Origin of the sequence: Leclercia adecarboxylata, assembly GCF_006874705.1 — a bacterium.
GTDB lineage: Bacteria > Pseudomonadota > Gammaproteobacteria > Enterobacterales > Enterobacteriaceae > Enterobacter > Enterobacter adecarboxylatus_C.
This window is the reverse complement of the sequence record NZ_CP035382.1, coordinates 40,629-56,100: the sequence shown is the minus strand read 5'-3', so window position 1 is coordinate 56,100 and position 15,472 is coordinate 40,629. Positions and strand designations below refer to the sequence as shown.

14 protein-coding genes are annotated in these 15,472 nt (G+C 57.0%); 12 read left to right on the top strand and 2 right to left on the bottom strand.

From position 1 onward, the window contains the following. Positions 1 to 15: 15 nt before the first annotated feature. Positions 16 to 444, bottom strand: coding sequence for a universal stress protein UspC (gene uspC, locus ES815_RS01315; protein ID WP_142486258.1), 429 nt, complete (start codon positions 442 to 444; stop codon positions 16 to 18). A 786-nt stretch (positions 445 to 1,230) separates the two neighbouring features. On the opposite strand from uspC, the gene flhD reads away from it, so the two are divergent. From flhD to cheW, 6 genes are all read left to right on the top strand, one after another. Next, positions 1,231 to 1,581 carry a flagellar transcriptional regulator FlhD gene (gene flhD / locus ES815_RS01310; protein ID WP_142486257.1) on the top strand — a complete coding sequence of 117 codons (351 nt, stop codon included), beginning with the start codon at positions 1,231 to 1,233 and terminating at the stop codon, positions 1,579 to 1,581. A 2-nt stretch (positions 1,582 to 1,583) separates the two neighbouring features. Beyond that, the gene (gene flhC, locus ES815_RS01305; protein ID WP_039030857.1) at positions 1,584 to 2,162 is read left to right on the top strand and encodes a flagellar transcriptional regulator FlhC; all 579 of its coding nucleotides are present in this window, start codon (positions 1,584 to 1,586) and stop codon (positions 2,160 to 2,162) included. Positions 2,163 to 2,284: 122 nt separating this feature from the next. Further along, positions 2,285 to 3,172: a flagellar motor stator protein MotA gene (gene motA / locus ES815_RS01300; protein WP_142486255.1), complete on the top strand. Its 888-nt coding sequence runs from the start codon at positions 2,285 to 2,287 to the stop codon at positions 3,170 to 3,172. Continuing rightward, complete coding sequence (motB, locus tag ES815_RS01295; protein WP_142486254.1) at positions 3,169 to 4,098, top strand: flagellar motor protein MotB; 930 nt, start codon at positions 3,169 to 3,171, stop codon at positions 4,096 to 4,098. The genes motA and motB overlap by 4 nt, the downstream gene beginning before the upstream one ends. Before the next feature lie 4 nt (positions 4,099 to 4,102). Continuing rightward, positions 4,103 to 6,133, top strand: coding sequence for a chemotaxis protein CheA (gene cheA / locus ES815_RS01290; RefSeq protein WP_142486253.1), 2,031 nt, complete (start codon positions 4,103 to 4,105; stop codon positions 6,131 to 6,133). A gap of 21 nt (positions 6,134 to 6,154) precedes the next feature. Further along, positions 6,155 to 6,658, top strand: coding sequence for a chemotaxis protein CheW (gene cheW, locus ES815_RS01285; protein ID WP_032611989.1), 504 nt, complete (start codon positions 6,155 to 6,157; stop codon positions 6,656 to 6,658). A 139-nt stretch (positions 6,659 to 6,797) separates the two neighbouring features. Here the strand turns inward: cheW and ES815_RS01280 are convergent, their stop codons facing one another. Continuing rightward, positions 6,798 to 8,057, bottom strand: coding sequence for a dicarboxylate/amino acid:cation symporter (locus ES815_RS01280; protein WP_142486252.1), 1,260 nt, complete (start codon positions 8,055 to 8,057; stop codon positions 6,798 to 6,800). A 444-nt stretch (positions 8,058 to 8,501) separates the two neighbouring features. On the opposite strand from ES815_RS01280, the gene ES815_RS01275 reads away from it, so the two are divergent. The 6 genes from ES815_RS01275 (at position 8,502) to tar (ending at position 15,453) form a co-directional block, all read left to right on the top strand. Continuing rightward, positions 8,502 to 9,053 (top strand): SCPU domain-containing protein, encoded by a 552-nt coding sequence (locus tag ES815_RS01275; RefSeq protein ID WP_409518841.1) that lies wholly within the window; start codon positions 8,502 to 8,504, stop codon positions 9,051 to 9,053. Between the two features lie 15 nt (positions 9,054 to 9,068). Further along, positions 9,069 to 9,617, top strand: a complete 549-nt coding sequence (locus ES815_RS01270) for a spore coat U domain-containing protein (RefSeq protein WP_142486250.1) — start codon at positions 9,069 to 9,071, stop codon at positions 9,615 to 9,617. 16 nt (positions 9,618 to 9,633) lie between these two features. Next, the gene (locus tag ES815_RS01265; RefSeq protein ID WP_142486249.1) at positions 9,634 to 10,392 is read left to right on the top strand and encodes a molecular chaperone; all 759 of its coding nucleotides are present in this window, start codon (positions 9,634 to 9,636) and stop codon (positions 10,390 to 10,392) included. Continuing rightward, entirely contained in the window at positions 10,368 to 12,752 is a 2,385-nt protein-coding gene (locus ES815_RS01260; RefSeq protein ID WP_142486248.1) for a fimbria/pilus outer membrane usher protein, read from the top strand. The genes ES815_RS01265 and ES815_RS01260 overlap by 25 nt, the downstream gene beginning before the upstream one ends. Beyond that, positions 12,749 to 13,714 carry a spore coat protein U domain-containing protein gene (locus ES815_RS01255; protein ID WP_142486247.1) on the top strand — a complete coding sequence of 322 codons (966 nt, stop codon included), beginning with the start codon at positions 12,749 to 12,751 and terminating at the stop codon, positions 13,712 to 13,714. The genes ES815_RS01260 and ES815_RS01255 overlap by 4 nt, the downstream gene beginning before the upstream one ends. An 83-nt stretch (positions 13,715 to 13,797) precedes the next feature. Further along, positions 13,798 to 15,453 (top strand): methyl-accepting chemotaxis protein II, encoded by a 1,656-nt coding sequence (gene tar, locus ES815_RS01250; RefSeq protein ID WP_142486246.1) that lies wholly within the window; start codon positions 13,798 to 13,800, stop codon positions 15,451 to 15,453. Positions 15,454 to 15,472: the final 19 nt, after the last annotated feature.

The following is a 15,472-nucleotide window of genomic DNA, read 5'->3' as shown; positions in this document are numbered from 1 at the left end:
ATTCCACTCAGCGCATTAAACTGCGCTGAGTGGAATTAACAGCACATCCACTTTACTGTTGCTAACTATTGTTTTTGCGGAACAGGCTGCACGCGAAAAAAAGCTGTGGTTATGATTTCCGCATATCACCAGGTCTACGTTCTGTTTTTGACATATATCAAATATCCGCTCGCTTAATTCGCCTGTCGCACAGAGTGTTTGCGCAATGGGATATTCTGCGCGGGCAATAAGATCGGCCAGAAATTGCTGGGTTTCCTCCTGAATAACGCCACGAATATCTTCCAGCATCGGTGCGGCCAGTTGGTTGTACATCTCAGGATCGGCAGAAAGGGTGACCAGAGTGATGCGTGCCTGGGTCGGACGAGCGATCGCGACCGCTTTGGCGACCAGTTGATGGCTTTCAGGGGAAACAGAAACAGAAACAAGGATATGGGAGTAACTCATCGTACCCTCCAGACGTATCTGTACATTAGCGATTCCTCAGCTTTAGCGCGATTTTTTTACTGGCGCAAGAGCATAAAATGACATTCATGTGATGCTTATCATAATTATTCATTAAATATTCTTATGTAATGAATAGCGCTAACCCCTCCTCCCGGGGGTAAAACAGGGTTCTTAACGTAAATCATACAATTGAAACCCTCGCAAAAACAAGGGGATTAACGCCCCTGCAACAACCAATCAGCCGTAAACGAAAGAAATTAATTACGTATTCACCCTGGTTTTATTTATTATATTTCAATAAGTTATATTGCTGTTTCTATCTTAGATATACATATGGTTTTTGCAAATTTGTAAGTTGTCAACCCCCGGCAAGTAACGTGCCGGGTTTGTTCATACTTCTGCATGAATATTCGTCCATACAGAATATATCCTGGTGCTATTTGTTCATAAAACAGACAATTTAGAAGTGATCCTGATGGATTTTTGGTTCCAATTCACTTAAATTATGTGACGTAGATCACATTTATTTTAAATTTCGGGCGAGGCCGCATTGTATGTCCTACACCGGACGGGTAGAGTTGCACCGAATTAGGAAAAATCTTAGTTAATTGTAAGAAGTGATAACTGTCAGGAAGCAATTATTGTTTTTTTACGTGATTCATCAATACAGAACTTAATTCAACTATGCGTTTTAGCCTTTTCTTCTTTTTTTACCGGGGTTTTCCCGGCGACATCACGGGGTGCGGTCTACCGCACAAGAATATAGTGTTATTCGGGAAGGGATAAATGAACACATCCGAATTGCTAAAACACATCTATGACATCAACCTGTCATATTTATTGCTTGCACAACGTTTGATTAGCCAGGACAAAGCCTCGGCGATGTTCCGTCTGGGTATTCATGAAGAGATGGCGACAACACTTGGCGGTTTAACGCTGCCACAGATGGTTAAACTGGCCGAAACTAATCAGTTAGTTTGTCAGTTCCGTTTCGATAATCACCAGACGGTGACGCAGCTGACTCAGGAGTCCCGCGTGGACGATCTGCAGCAGGTTCACACCGGTATTTTGCTTTCTACCCGTTTGCTTAACGAAATCAGCCAGCCTGATGACGCAGCCCGTAAGAAAAGGGCATAACAATGAGTGAGAAGAGCATTGTTCAGGAAGCGCGTGACATTCAATTGGCGATGGAACTGATTACGCTTGGTGCTCGTTTACAGATGCTTGAAAGCGAGACACAGCTGAGCCGTGGTCGTCTTATCAAACTCTATAAAGAATTACGTGGTAGCCCGCCGCCAAAAGGCATGCTGCCGTTTTCCACCGACTGGTTTATGACGTGGGAGCAGAATATTCATGCTTCCATGTTCTGTAATGCCTGGCAGTACCTGCTCAAGACCGGCTTATGCAGCGGCGTTGATGCGGTGATTAAAGCGTACAAACTTTACCTCGAGCAGTGCCCGCAGCCTGAAGAAGGCCCTTTGCTGGCACTGACCCGCGCATGGACGCTGGTGCGTTTTGTTGAAAGCGGATTGCTTGAGTTATCGCGCTGCAACTGCTGCAGCGGTAACTTTATCACCCACGCACATCAGCCCGCTGGCAGCTTTGCCTGCAGTTTGTGCCAACCACCGTCTCGCGCGGTAAAAAGACGTAAACTTTCCCGGGATGTTGCCGATAGTAATCCACAACTGCTGGATGAACAGATCGAACAGGCTGTTTAACCCGAACGTATGGGCAAGATTCCAGCAGCGGTAAGCAATTACCGCTGCTTTTTTTTGCCCCGCGGACGGGTAAACCCCGAACTGTGTATCCTGGCTAAAGTCACTAGCGGAAGGATGATGTCGTGCTTATCGTATTAGGTTACCTGGTAGTTCTCGGTACAGTTTTCGGCGGTTATATGATGACCGGCGGGCACCTTGGGGCACTCTATCAACCGGCCGAACTGATCATAATCGGTGGTGCAGGGGTGGGTGCATTTATCGTTGGCAACAACGGCAAGGCGATCAAGGGAACGTTAAAAGCGTTGCCGTTACTGTTCCGTCGTTCGAAATACACCAAAAGTATGTATATGGACCTGCTGGCGCTTCTCTATCGCCTGATGGCCAAGTCGCGTCAACAGGGGATGTTCTCTCTGGAACGTGATATTGAGAATCCGAAAGAGAGCGAGATCTTCGCCAGCTATCCGCGGATCCTCGCGGACTCGATGATGCTCGAGTTTATCGTCGACTATCTGCGCCTGATCATCAGCGGCAACATGAACACCTTCGAAATCGAAGCGTTGATGGACGAAGAGATCGAAACCCACGAAAACGAAGCGGAAGTGCCGGCCAACAGCCTGGCGATGGTGGGCGATTCTCTGCCAGCGTTCGGTATCGTAGCAGCGGTAATGGGGGTGGTTCACGCCCTGGCCTCTGCGGATCGCCCGGCGGCAGAGCTGGGGGCGCTGATCGCCCACGCCATGGTGGGGACCTTCCTCGGCATCCTGCTGGCGTACGGTTTTATCTCCCCGCTGGCGACCGTATTACGCCAGAAGAGCGCTGAAACCACCAAAATGATGCAGTGCGTCAAAATCACGCTGCTCTCCAACCTCAACGGTTATGCGCCGCCGATCGCGGTAGAGTTTGGCCGTAAAACCCTGTACTCCAGCGAGCGTCCATCGTTTGTCGAACTCGAAGAGCACGTGCGCGCGGTGAAGAATCCAAACCAGCAGACGAGCAATGAGGACGCATGAAAAACCAGTCCCATCCCATCGTCATAGTCAAAAAGCGCAAGCATAAAGGGCATGGGGGAGGCTCCCATGGCTCCTGGAAGATCGCCTATGCGGACTTTATGACCGCGATGATGGCGTTCTTTCTGGTGATGTGGCTGATCTCTATCTCCAGCCCGAAAGAGCTGATTCAGATAGCAGAATATTTCCGCACTCCGCTGGCGACGGCGGTGTCGACGGGTCCGCGTATCTCCAACAGTGAAAGCCCGATCCCGGGCGGCGGCGATGATTACACCCAGCAGCAGGGTGAAGTGAAACGCGAGCCCAACGTTGACGAACTGAAAAGACGTATGGAACAGGCGCGCCTGAAGAAACTGCGCGGCGATCTGGATCAGCTGATCGAAGCGGATCCAAAGCTGCGCGCCCTGCGTCCGCACCTGAAGATTGACCTCGTTCAGGAGGGGCTGCGCATTCAGATTATCGACAGCCAGAACCGACCAATGTTTAAAACCGGCAGCGCCGAAGTAGAACCCTATATGCGCGACATCCTGCGCGGGATTGCCCCGGTGTTGAACGGCATCCCAAACCGAATCAGTCTTTCCGGTCACACCGATGACTTCCCTTACGCCGGTGGCGAAAAAGGGTACAGCAACTGGGAGCTCTCTGCGGATCGTGCTAACGCATCCCGTCGTGAGCTGGTGATCGGCGGGCTGGACGATGGCAAGGTGCTGCGGGTCGTCGGCATGGCCGCAACTATGCGCATGACTGACCGCGGGCCGGAAGATGCCATCAACCGTCGTATTAGTCTCTTAGTGCTCAACAAGCAGGCGGAGCAGGCCATCCTGCATGAAAACGCCGAAAGTCAGAATGAGTCACTGGATGATTTAAAACAGCCAGGCCCTGTGCCGTCGGCTGCCGTTCCAACATCGCCACCAGCCAATCCGAGGTGATAGCGTGAGCATGGATATTAGCGATTTTTACCAGACGTTTTTTGATGAAGCCGACGAACTGTTGGCGGATATGGAGCAACATCTGCTGGACCTGGTGCCCGAGGCACCGGATTCAGAGCAGCTCAACGCCATATTTCGTGCAGCCCACTCCATAAAAGGAGGCGCCGGTACGTTTGGCTTTACCATTCTGCAGGAGACGACCCATCTGATGGAGAACCTGCTGGATGAGGCCAGACGCGGTGAGATGCAGCTCAATACCGACATTATTAACCTGTTTTTGGAAACGAAAGATATTATGCAGGAACAGCTCGATGCCTATAAAAGCTCACAAGAGCCGGACGCTGCCAGCTTTGAATATATCTGCCACGCCCTGCGTCAGTTAGCGCTGGAAGCCAAAGGCGAGACGGCAGCCGTTGCCGTCAGCCCGGCGAAACTGAGCGTCGTGGACGCCGCCCCGGCGGCGGCACCCGCCGCAGATGACCGCGTGCGCGTGGTGCTCTCCGGCCTGAAAGAGAGCGAAGTGAATCTGCTGGAAGAGGAGCTGAGCAATCTGGCGACGCTGAGCAACGTGGTGAAGGGCAAGGACACCCTGGCCGCCACTCTCGATGGCGGCATCAGCAAAGATGACGTGGTCGCGGTGCTCTGTTTTGTGATTGAGCCTGAACAGATCGACTTTGAAGCGGTAGCGGATGCACCGGCTGCCGGATCGGCTGAAGTGGCTGAGGTTGTTGAAGCTGCACCGGCGGTACCGGCTGTCGCACCTGCTGCGCCGGCGCTGAAAGCCGTCCCGGGCGAACCTGCCGCGCCAAACCGTGGCGAACGTGAGAAGCCGGCTGCCCGCTCCAGCGAATCGACCAGTATCCGCGTGGCCGTTGAGAAGGTGGATCAGCTGATCAACCTGGTCGGCGAACTGGTGATCACCCAGTCGATGCTGGCCCAACGTTCTAACGAACTGGACCCGGTGAACCACGGCGATCTGATCACCAGCATGGGCCAGCTGCAGCGCAACGCCCGCGATCTGCAGGAATCGGTGATGTCCATCCGTATGATGCCGATGGAGTACGTCTTCAGCCGCTTCCCGCGTCTTGTCCGTGACCTGGCCGGTAAGCTGAATAAGCAAATCGAACTGACGCTGATGGGCAGCTCCACCGAGCTGGATAAGAGCCTGATTGAGCGCATTATCGACCCGTTAACGCACCTGGTGCGTAACAGCCTCGACCACGGGATCGAGCTGCCGGAAAACCGCGTTGCCGCAGGGAAATCCCCGGTCGGGAACCTGATCCTGTCGGCGGAACATCAGGGCGGGAACATCTGTATCGAAGTGACCGACGATGGCGCAGGCCTGAATCGCGAGCGTATCCTGGCGAAGGCGATCTCGCAGGGGATGGCGGTCAACGAAAATATGACCGACGAAGAAGTAGGTATGCTGATCTTCGCCCCAGGCTTCTCCACCGCCGAGCAGGTGACGGACGTCTCCGGCCGTGGCGTGGGCATGGACGTGGTGAAACGTAACATCCAGGAGATGGGCGGCCACGTTGAGATCAAGTCTAAGCAGGGCTCAGGTACCACCATCCGTATCCTGCTGCCGCTGACGCTGGCGATCCTTGACGGCATGTCGGTCAAAGTGGCGGACGAAGTCTTTATCCTGCCGCTGAACGCGGTGATGGAATCGCTGCAGCCGCGTGAAGAAGATCTGCATCCGCTGGCGGGCGGGGAGCGCGTACTGGAAGTGCGTGGTGAATACCTGCCGCTGGTGGAGCTGTGGAAAGTGTTCGACGTGGACGGTGCCAAAACCGAAGCCACGCAAGGGATCGTGGTGATCCTGCAAAGCGCGGGCCGCCGCTATGCTTTGCTGGTCGATCAGCTGATTGGTCAGCATCAGGTGGTGGTGAAGAACCTCGAGAGCAACTACCGCAAGGTGCCAGGCATTTCAGCCGCCACCATCCTGGGTGATGGTAGCGTGGCGCTGATCGTCGATGTTTCGGCGCTTCAGGGATTAAATCGTGAACAACGTATGGCGCACACAGCCGCCTGATTCAGTTAAGAAGGTAAAAAAATGACCGGTATGAGTAATGTAACCAAGCTGGCCGGCGAGCCATCAGGGCAGGAATTCCTGGTTTTCACTTTAGGTGACGAAGAATACGGTATCGATATTCTTAAAGTGCAGGAAATCCGTGGCTATGATCAGGTGACCCGCATCGCCAACACGCCAGATTTCATCAAAGGCGTGACTAACCTGCGTGGCGTTATCGTGCCTATCGTCGACCTGCGCGTGAAGTTCAGCCAGGGCGACGTCGAGTATGATGACAACACCGTGGTGATCGTGCTCAATCTGGGCCAGCGTGTGGTCGGGATCGTGGTTGACGGGGTGTCTGACGTGCTCTCCCTGACTGCCGAGCAGATCCGCCCGGCACCGGAATTTGCCGTCACGCTCTCCACCGAATACCTGACCGGTCTGGGCGCGCTCGGTGACCGGATGCTGATTCTGGTGAATATCGAGAAGCTGCTGAACAGCGACGAGATGGCATTGCTGGACGTGGCGGCGAGTCATGTAGCCTAAGTAAACGCAAAACGGCTGCTATGTTGCCAGTTTGTAGGCCGGGTAAGGCGTAGCCTCCACCCGGCTTTTTTATTGCCGCACCGTGCCTGATGCGGCAACGCCCGGCGGCGCTGCGCTTGCCGGGCCTACGGATCGAGATTTACGCGTCCTGCGCAACTAACACCGGCTCATCCTCCAGCAACCCTTCATTCTGCGCCAGCATCGCCGTCGCCACGCCGTTCCCCAGCACGTTAATCGCGGACCGCCCCATATCCAGGAAGTGATCGATCCCCATCAGCAGCAAAATCCCCGCCACCGGAATATGGAAACTCGGGATAGTGGCAGCCAGCACCACCAGCGCCGAGCGCGGCACCCCGGCAATCCCTTTTGAAGCCAGCATCAGGGTCAACATCAGCACCGTGATTTCCGAAAACGTCAGCTGAATATTGTACGCCTGGGCGATAAACATCGAGGCAAACGAACAGTAGACCATCGAGCCCACCAGGTTAAACGAATACCCAATCGGCAGTACGAACGAGACGATATTGCGCGAGCAGCCAAAGCGGGTCAGCTGCTCCAGGGTTTTCGGGTAGGCGGCTTCGGAGCTGCTGGTGGTAAAGGCCACCAGCACCGGATCTTTCAGCATGCTCACCAGGCGGAAGATCTCGTTTTTCAGCACCATATAGCCTACCGCCACCAGCACCAGGCAGGTCAGGACGATTGCCAGATAGTAGCCGCCAATAAACGAGGCGTAGTTAAGCAGGATCCCCAGCCCCTGGGTGGCGATCACCGAGGAGATAGCGGCGAAGATCGCCAGCGGCGCAACGTACATCACGTAGCCAGTCACTTTCAGCATAATGTGGGAAACCACGTCCAGCGCGGCCACCAGCGGGGCATTAAATTTCTCCCCCAGCGACGCGCCGCCAATGCCGAAGAACATCGAGAACACCACAATCTGCAGGATCTCGTTATTGGCCATCGCCCCGGCAATGCTGGTGGGGATGGTATGGGAAAGGAAACCTTTCAGCGACATGCCGCTGGTCGCCAGCCCCGTATCCACCGTGCCGGCCGGGATGGCCAGATTCAGGCCGCTGCCCGGGTGTAACAGGGTAACGATAAACAATCCGACCAGAATGGAGAGTACTGAGGAGCTGATAAACCAGACCATCGCTTTACCGCCCACGCGGCCAATGGTGGCGGTCTCGCCCAGGCGCATAATTCCCACCGTCAGGGTGCTGAACACCAGCGGTGCGATCACCATTTTGATCAGGCGTAAAAAGATATCGGTCAGTAAAGTGATGTTGTCTGACCAGGCTGCGATCGCGTCAGCTGACGCATACTCATGAATGACTGCCCCGGACAGAATGCCCGCCAGCATAAAGACCACGATAAAGATCGTGAGTCGGTTTGCACTTGCCACCAAAGTACCTCATTAACAGAAAGATGAAATTAATAAGCTGATGTATCTAATTTTTTATTATTCAGTGCGTGAATGATTCATAACCTAAATTGAAGTAAAAAAGCGTGCTTTTCAATATTTTTTTAATATTTATTAATTTTGTTAATAACTCTGTGGCGATATATTGTGATTAAGATCACATTTTCACCAATATATCTTCCCGCCAGGCTTAAAATACGGCGAATGACATTTCTTATCTGATTGTTTTTATTTGTAAATAGGTGTCAATACGGTAAAAGTATGAGCCAAAGGGAGAAAAGTGTTTGAGAACGAAACCTTAAACTAAATTTCACAATAACCACCCGGCAGCGGCATGAAGGGTGCTAACAGACTGAGTGTTATCACAAAAAATGATAACCCCATGTGACATTTTCTGGAGGGTGGAAAATGAACAAAAAGCTCCTGATGCTGTTTACCGGTGGACTTATGGCGATGGCCGCCAGCAATAGCCAGGCTGTCACCAGCAGCGGCACTATTGGCGCGACCCTGACGTTGACCAACGGGTGTCTGATTAACGGTTCGCCTACGCAGGACGGCATTAACTTCGGTACTCTCGATTTCGGTACCCATCCGGCGACCTTTTCCACGCTGACCACCCAGTTGACCGGGGCCAGCGGCGGCAACACCTTCACCATTCAATGTACCACCGCCAGCTACACGGTGGCGATCACCGGTAACACCAATTCCACGACCCCCGGCACCGTAGTCGGCACCCCGGGAACCCCTGCACGCTATCTGGTCAATACCGCCAACACCAGCCAGGGCGTGGCTTACAGCCTGTTCAGCGACGGCGGGTTTAACAACATCATCGCCAACAACGCCCCGCTGCCGGTGACCTCTACCGCCGGGGGCGTCGACAGCTACACCCTGTATGGCCGCATCACCGGCGGGGGCAACAGCGTCACCGTGGTGCCCGGCACCTACACCGACACGATTAACGTCAGCGTCACCTATTAGCGCCAGCACGTTTCAATGAGCGTGGATAAACAAACGCTCCGACATACGGGAGAGGGCAGGCTGCGCGCTTTTTTTGTCCTGAGCATGCTGCTGCTTGCGGCGGGAAACGGCCATGCGGTGACGACGCAATCCTTTCAGGTGAGCGCCACCATCACCCCCGGCTGTTCGGTCGCCGCAGGCAGCGGTGGTCTTCTGGGTACCCTGGACTTTGGCACCCGTAACGGGGTGGAGCGGGGAGCGGTGAATACCAGCTTTGTGCCGAACGGCGCGCTGTCCATCGCCTGCACGCCCGGCGTGGCGCTGAGCATGAGTATCGACGGCGGTCAGCACTACACCTCGGTGCGCAATATGCAGCGGGCCGGCGGGACAAATCAGGTGCCGTACCGCCTGTACAGCAGCAGTTCCCTGGCGGCCAACAGTGAGATCGGGGTTAACCAGGCGGTGTCTGTGGCTTACACCAACAGCAACAATATTGCGCTACCGCTTTTTGGTGTGGCGCTTCTGACCGGGTTCAGCCCGGCCGGAAATTATTCCGATCAACTCACCGTGACCCTGTCGTGGTGACAAAGGGAGAAGGACAATGAAGGCATTTTCGGGATATCGCACGCTCTGTCTGCTGATGGCGCTGGGCGCGACGCTCAATACCGCCCACGGGGCGGCCACCATTCTGCTGTGGCCCATCGACCCGTGGCTGTCGGCGGATACCAAAGCCACGGAGCTGTGGGTGCAGAACCAGGGCACCAGCGCCACCACCATGCAGGTGCGGATTGTGCGCTGGCGGCAGGAAAACGGTCTCGAACGCTACACCGCCCAGCAGGAGGTGGTGGCCAGCCCGCCGATTGTCACTATCGCTAAGGGCAGCAAGCAGTTAATCCGCCTGATTAAACAGAGCGAGGTGCCGATGGGGGTGGAGCAAGCCTACCGCATCATCGTGGATGAGATCCCCCAGCCGCAGGATAAGGAGACCCCGCAGATGGGGTTGAAGCTGCAGATGCGTTACTCCATTCCGCTGTTTGTCTACGGGCAGGGAATTGCCACCATTAAGGACGGCGCGCACCATGCGCTGGTCGAGACGCGGGATCTCAACTGGCGGGTGGTCCGCGAGAATGGCCAGCCGGCCTTGCAGGTCCGTAATCAGGGCGATGTGCATGTCCGACTCAGTCAGGTGACGCTGCAACAGGGGGGGCAGAGTCGCACTCTGGCAGATGGCCTGCTGGGTTACGTGCTGCCGGGCAGCGCCCGCAGCTGGCCGCTACCGTCAGGGATGGACCACCCGGGCCAGATGCGTGCGCAAATTAATGCCCGGGACACGCAATGGCAGTCGGCCCCCGTCAACTGAAGCCGTCGATGCTAATCCTGCTCTGCGTCAGTTCCGCAAGCTGGGCCGATCCCGGTGACGATATGTTGCCTCCGCCGCCGGTGCCGCAGTCGATGAGTGACGAGGCCGTATTCCAGCTGGTGCTGATCGTCAACCATTACGATACCGGGCTGGTGGTGCCCGTCACCCGGCGGCAGGAGGAGTATCTGGTCGCCAGCGCCGATCTGCGCCGCGCCGGATTACCCGCCGAACACGTCCCGCCGGGAGAGGTGAACGTCAGCCGTCTGACGGACGTGCGCGCCGAGTATGACAGCACCGGGCAACGGCTGCTGCTCAGCGTTCCGCGGGAGTGGATTGGCGCGCGCGTCACCCCCTTCAGCGGCCAGATGGCGCGCAGTACCCCCCATTTTGGTAAAGGGGCGCTGCTCAACTACGACTTCTATACCAACCACACCGAACACAGCGGCGGCCAGGCCTCCCTGTGGCATGAGTTTCGCTATTTTGACGACCGGGGATCGTTATCCTCCACCGGCTATGTGCGGAAAAACTTGTCCGGCGGTAGCGGTCAGGAGGAGGGGTACGTGCGCTACGACACCACCCTGACGATCACCGATGAAGAAGACGCCACCACCTGGACCGCCGGGGATGTGATCAGCGATGCCCTGAGCTGGAGCAGCAGCGTGCGCATGGGCGGCATCAGTTACGGCCGCGATTTCTCCCTGCGCCCGGACCTCGTCACCTGGCCGCTGCCCGAATTCTCGGGTGAAGCGGCGGTGCCCACCTCGGTGGATCTGTTCGTCAATGGCTACCGGGCGGGCTCCACCCGTTTGCAGCCGGGGCCGTTCACCCTCACCAATTTGCCCTACATCAACGGCGCGGGGGATGCGGTGCTGGTCACTACCGATGCGCTGGGCCGCCAGGTGAGTACCACCATGCCGTTCTACGTCACCAGCGATCTGCTTCGCCAGGGGCTTAGCGACGGGGCCATGACCCTCGGCAGTCTGCGCCGCAACTACGGCATCAAGAATTTTGACTACGGCCCGGCGGCGGGCAGCGGCTCATACCGCTACGGGCTGACCGACTGGCTGACGCTGGAAGGCCACGTTGAAGGGGCGGAGGAGCTGGCGCTGGGCGGGGCCGGAACCATCGTCAAGCTGGGGCGTCTGGGGGTGGTGAACAGCGCCTGGACGCAAAGCAAGATGCGCGGCGAAACCGGCGGGCAGGTCAACTGGGGCTACCAGTACAGCACCAACGCCTTCAGCATTGCCACCCAGCACAGCCGTCGCGATCGCGGCTTCGGCAACCTCGCGCTTTACGACCAGCCGACCGTCTACGATGAACACGACCAGCCCATCGCCAGCCTGAGCCGCAACACCGATCAGTATTCCCTGACCTTTAACCTTGGCGACTATGGCAATATCGGCGCGGCATGGATCGGCGTGCAGAGTTTCGACGATAAGAAAACCGAGCTGCTGAACCTCTCCTGGAGCCGTAATCTATGGGGCAGCAGCAGTATTTATCTCGCCGCCAGCCGGGATCGACAGCAGGGCGACTGGACGGTGGCCCTGTCGCTGCAGATCCCGCTGGGGGAGCGCGACAGCGCCGCCATCACCCTGGAAAACACCCCGGATGCCGGCAGCACCCAGCGGCTCAACTATAACCACTCCATGCCCACCGACGGTGGCTTCAGCTGGAATATGGCGTGGGCGCGCCAGTCGCAGGCCAGCAACTATCAGCAGGCCACCCTGGGGTGGCGTAACAACAATATTGAGCTGCAGGGCGGCGGCTACGGCGAGCGCGACATGATGACCTGGTGGGGCGAGGCGATGGGCGCGGTAGTGCTGATGGACGGGGAGCTGTTTGCCGCCAACAAAATCAACGACGCCTTTGTGGTCGTCAGCACCGACGGACAGCCGGACGTGCCGGTCAGCTATGAGAACCAGCCGGTGGGCAAAACCAACCGTAACGGTTATCTGCTGATTAGCGGCGTATCCGCCTATTACCCGGCCAGCTACAGCATTAACACCCTTAATTTACCCGCCGATACCCGCCTGAAGGAGACCGAACGCCGCATCGCCCTGCGGCGTAACAGCGGCTATCTGGTGGATTTCCCGATGGAGCAGGAGCGGGTCGCCAGCGTGATCCTCCACGACGGGGCAGGGGAGGCGATCCCGCTGGGCAGCCAGGTGCGACGCCAGGGGCGCAAGCCGGTGGTGGTGGGCTATGATGGCATCGCCTGGCTGGAAGATCTGGCGGACGTCAACCCGCTCGACGTCATCACGCCGGAGGGCAAAGGCTGCCATGTCACCCTGACGCTGGCGGCGAACCCGGAGCATAAGCTGCAAACTTACGGTCCGCTGACCTGCCGGGTGCAGCCATGAAACGCCTGCTTCTGTTGGTAGGATTGCTTCTCTTTTCGGCGACCAGCTGGGGAGCCTGCCGGGTCAGCACCGTCAATGCCAGCTTTGGCAGCGTGACCTCGTTTGCCCTCAGCGGCAGCAATGAAGTGGCAACCACCGGCACGCTGGTGGTGAACTGCGATAAGGTGCTCAGTTTGTTGACCAACGATTCGGTGACCCTCACCTTCACCGGAGCCACGATTGCCGCCAACAGCCGCGGCACGATGAAGCGCACCGATAACGCCGCTATCACCGATGCGATCCCCATCCGTCTGTGCGGCCAGTCTACGTGCAACAGCAGCAGCGAAGTGCTGACAGGCAAGAGCTACACCTGGAACGGTACGTCGCTGTTAACTCTGCTCGGTTCAAACCAGTACAACATCCCGCTCTATTTTCGCACCCTCGCCGGACAGAACGTCAGCGCCGGGCCCTATCAGGTGACCCTCAACTTCAGCGTAAGCTACAACGTCTGCTTTTTGGGCGCGCTGGGATTATGTACCACGCCGCAAACCGGCACCGTGCTGACCAGCATCACCCTCAACATGACGGTCACCAACGACTGCAGCGCCATGACCACCCCGAACGTCAACTTCAACAGCGCGCCGCTGGTGCAGAATTTCCCCACCGTCTCGCAGGCTATCTCGGTGACCTGCACCAAAGGCAGCGTCTATACCATCGGCATCAATAACGGTGCTAACGCCAGCAATAACGTGCGCCGGATGGCCAGCGGCAATAACCGCATGAGCTATGAGATCTATAAAGAAGCGACCGCCAATCGCTGGGGAAGCAGCGGCAGCGAACGCTGGTCCAGCGGTGCCTCTTCGCAGGTGAGCGCCGACGGGCTGTTACGCAGCTACAACTACACCGCCCGCGTCCTGACTAATCAGACCACTCCCCCCGCCGGTAATTACAGCGACACCCTGGTCGTCGACGTCGCGTTCTGACCCACGCTTTTCCCTTTCGCAAATGTAAAGTTCCCGTCAGTTGTGCCGATAACACCGAGAACAAATTCATAAGAAGGTGTTGTATGTTGAACCGTATGCGCGTTGTTACAATGCTGATGTTGGTGCTGGCTGTCTTCGCTCTGTTACAGCTCGTTTCCGGCAGTCTGTTTTTCTCTTCTATTAAAGCCAACCAGGACAGTTTTGCGGTTTCTAACGAATTCCGCGTTCAACAAAGCGAAATCACCTCCACCTGGGATTACCTGCTGCAAACGCGCATCAACCTGAGCCGCGCCTCCGCGCGCATGGCGACGGATCCCGCTAAGCCGCAACCTGAACTGATCAACAGCGCCCGCACGACGCTGGCGGAAGCGGACAAACACTTCAAGGCTTACAGCGCCATCACGCCACAGCCGTCGATGGCGCAGGTGAGTCAGACCATCAATGACAAATACCAGGAGTATGCCGCGGCGCTGACGGAGCTGATCCAGTTCCTCGAGAGCGGCAATATGGACGCCTATTTCGCCCAGGCCACCCAGTCAAAGCAGAACGCGCTGGGCACCGCCCTGCGGGATTATGTTACCGCGTCCGATGCGCGTAACCAGGAAGCATTCAACGCCAGCGTGAAAGATTACACCTTTGCCAAATGGCAGATGGGGATCCTCGCCCTGGCGCTGGCGATCGTGCTGGTAGGCGTCTGGTACGGCATCCGCCATACCCTGCTCAATCCGTTAAATCGCGTTATCAACCATATTCGCCAGATTGCCAGCGGCGATCTGACCCAGAGCCTGACCATCGCCGGGCGCAGCGAAATCACCCAGCTGGCCGTCACCGTTGACCATATGCAGCGCTCCCTGAGCGAGACGGTTGCCAACGTGCGCCAGGGCTCGGATGCCATCTACACCGGCACCAGCGAAATCGCGATGGGCAACAACGATCTCTCCTCCCGCACCGAGCAGCAGGCATCGGCGCTGGAAGAGACCGCGGCGAGCATGGAGCAGCTCACTGCTACCGTGAAGCAGAACGCCGATAACGCCCGTCAGGCGTCACAGCTGGCGAACAGCGCCTCGGAAACCGCACAGCGCGGCGGCAAGGTGGTGGATGGCGTGGTGAAAACCATGCACGACATCGCCGGCAGCTCGAAGAAGATCGCTGACATCATCAGCGTGATCGACGGTATCGCTTTCCAGACCAACATCCTGGCGCTGAACGCCGCGGTGGAAGCCGCGCGTGCCGGTGAGCAGGGTCGTGGATTTGCGGTAGTGGCCGGAGAAGTACGTAACCTCGCCAGCCGCAGCGCCAACGCGGCCAAAGAGATCAAAGCCCTGATTGAAGATTCTGTCGCGCGCGTGGATACCGGCTCGGTGCTGGTGGAAAGTGCGGGAGAAACCATGAATGACATCGTCAACGCGGTAACGCGCGTGACCGACATCATGGGTGAAATCGCCTCGGCCTCTGATGAGCAGAGTCGTGGTATCGACCAGGTCGCCCTGGCGGTATCGGAAATGGATCGTGTCACACAACAAAACGCCGCGCTGGTTCAGGAGTCCGCTACCGCTGCGGCGCAACTGGAAGAGCAGGCGAGCCGTCTGAAGATGGCCGTTTCGGCGTTTCGTCTTACTTCTGCACCTGGAAAAACGGTGTCATCGCGTGCCGGCCAGCAACCGGCAGCGCCGGTCAATGCACCGGCCCACGTACGCGCGCTGACCACCGGGAAAGATGATAACTGGGAAACATTTTGATCGAACGTTAAATCGCGGC

Coding starts and splice junctions, on each gene's coding strand:
- uspC (WP_142486258.1), bottom strand. CDS start 444: ATGAGTTACTCCCATATCCTTGTTTCTGTTTCTGTTTCCCCTGAAAGC.
- flhD (WP_142486257.1), top strand. CDS start 1,231: ATGAACACATCCGAATTGCTAAAACACATCTATGACATCAACCTGTCA.
- flhC (WP_039030857.1), top strand. CDS start 1,584: ATGAGTGAGAAGAGCATTGTTCAGGAAGCGCGTGACATTCAATTGGCG.
- motB (WP_142486254.1), top strand. CDS start 3,169: ATGAAAAACCAGTCCCATCCCATCGTCATAGTCAAAAAGCGCAAGCAT.
- cheW (WP_032611989.1), top strand. CDS start 6,155: ATGACCGGTATGAGTAATGTAACCAAGCTGGCCGGCGAGCCATCAGGG.
- ES815_RS01275 (WP_409518841.1), top strand. CDS start 8,502: ATGCTGTTTACCGGTGGACTTATGGCGATGGCCGCCAGCAATAGCCAG.
- ES815_RS01270 (WP_142486250.1), top strand. CDS start 9,069: ATGAGCGTGGATAAACAAACGCTCCGACATACGGGAGAGGGCAGGCTG.
- ES815_RS01265 (WP_142486249.1), top strand. CDS start 9,634: ATGAAGGCATTTTCGGGATATCGCACGCTCTGTCTGCTGATGGCGCTG.
- ES815_RS01260 (WP_142486248.1), top strand. CDS start 10,368: ATGGCAGTCGGCCCCCGTCAACTGAAGCCGTCGATGCTAATCCTGCTC.
- ES815_RS01255 (WP_142486247.1), top strand. CDS start 12,749: ATGAAACGCCTGCTTCTGTTGGTAGGATTGCTTCTCTTTTCGGCGACC.
- tar (WP_142486246.1), top strand. CDS start 13,798: ATGTTGAACCGTATGCGCGTTGTTACAATGCTGATGTTGGTGCTGGCT.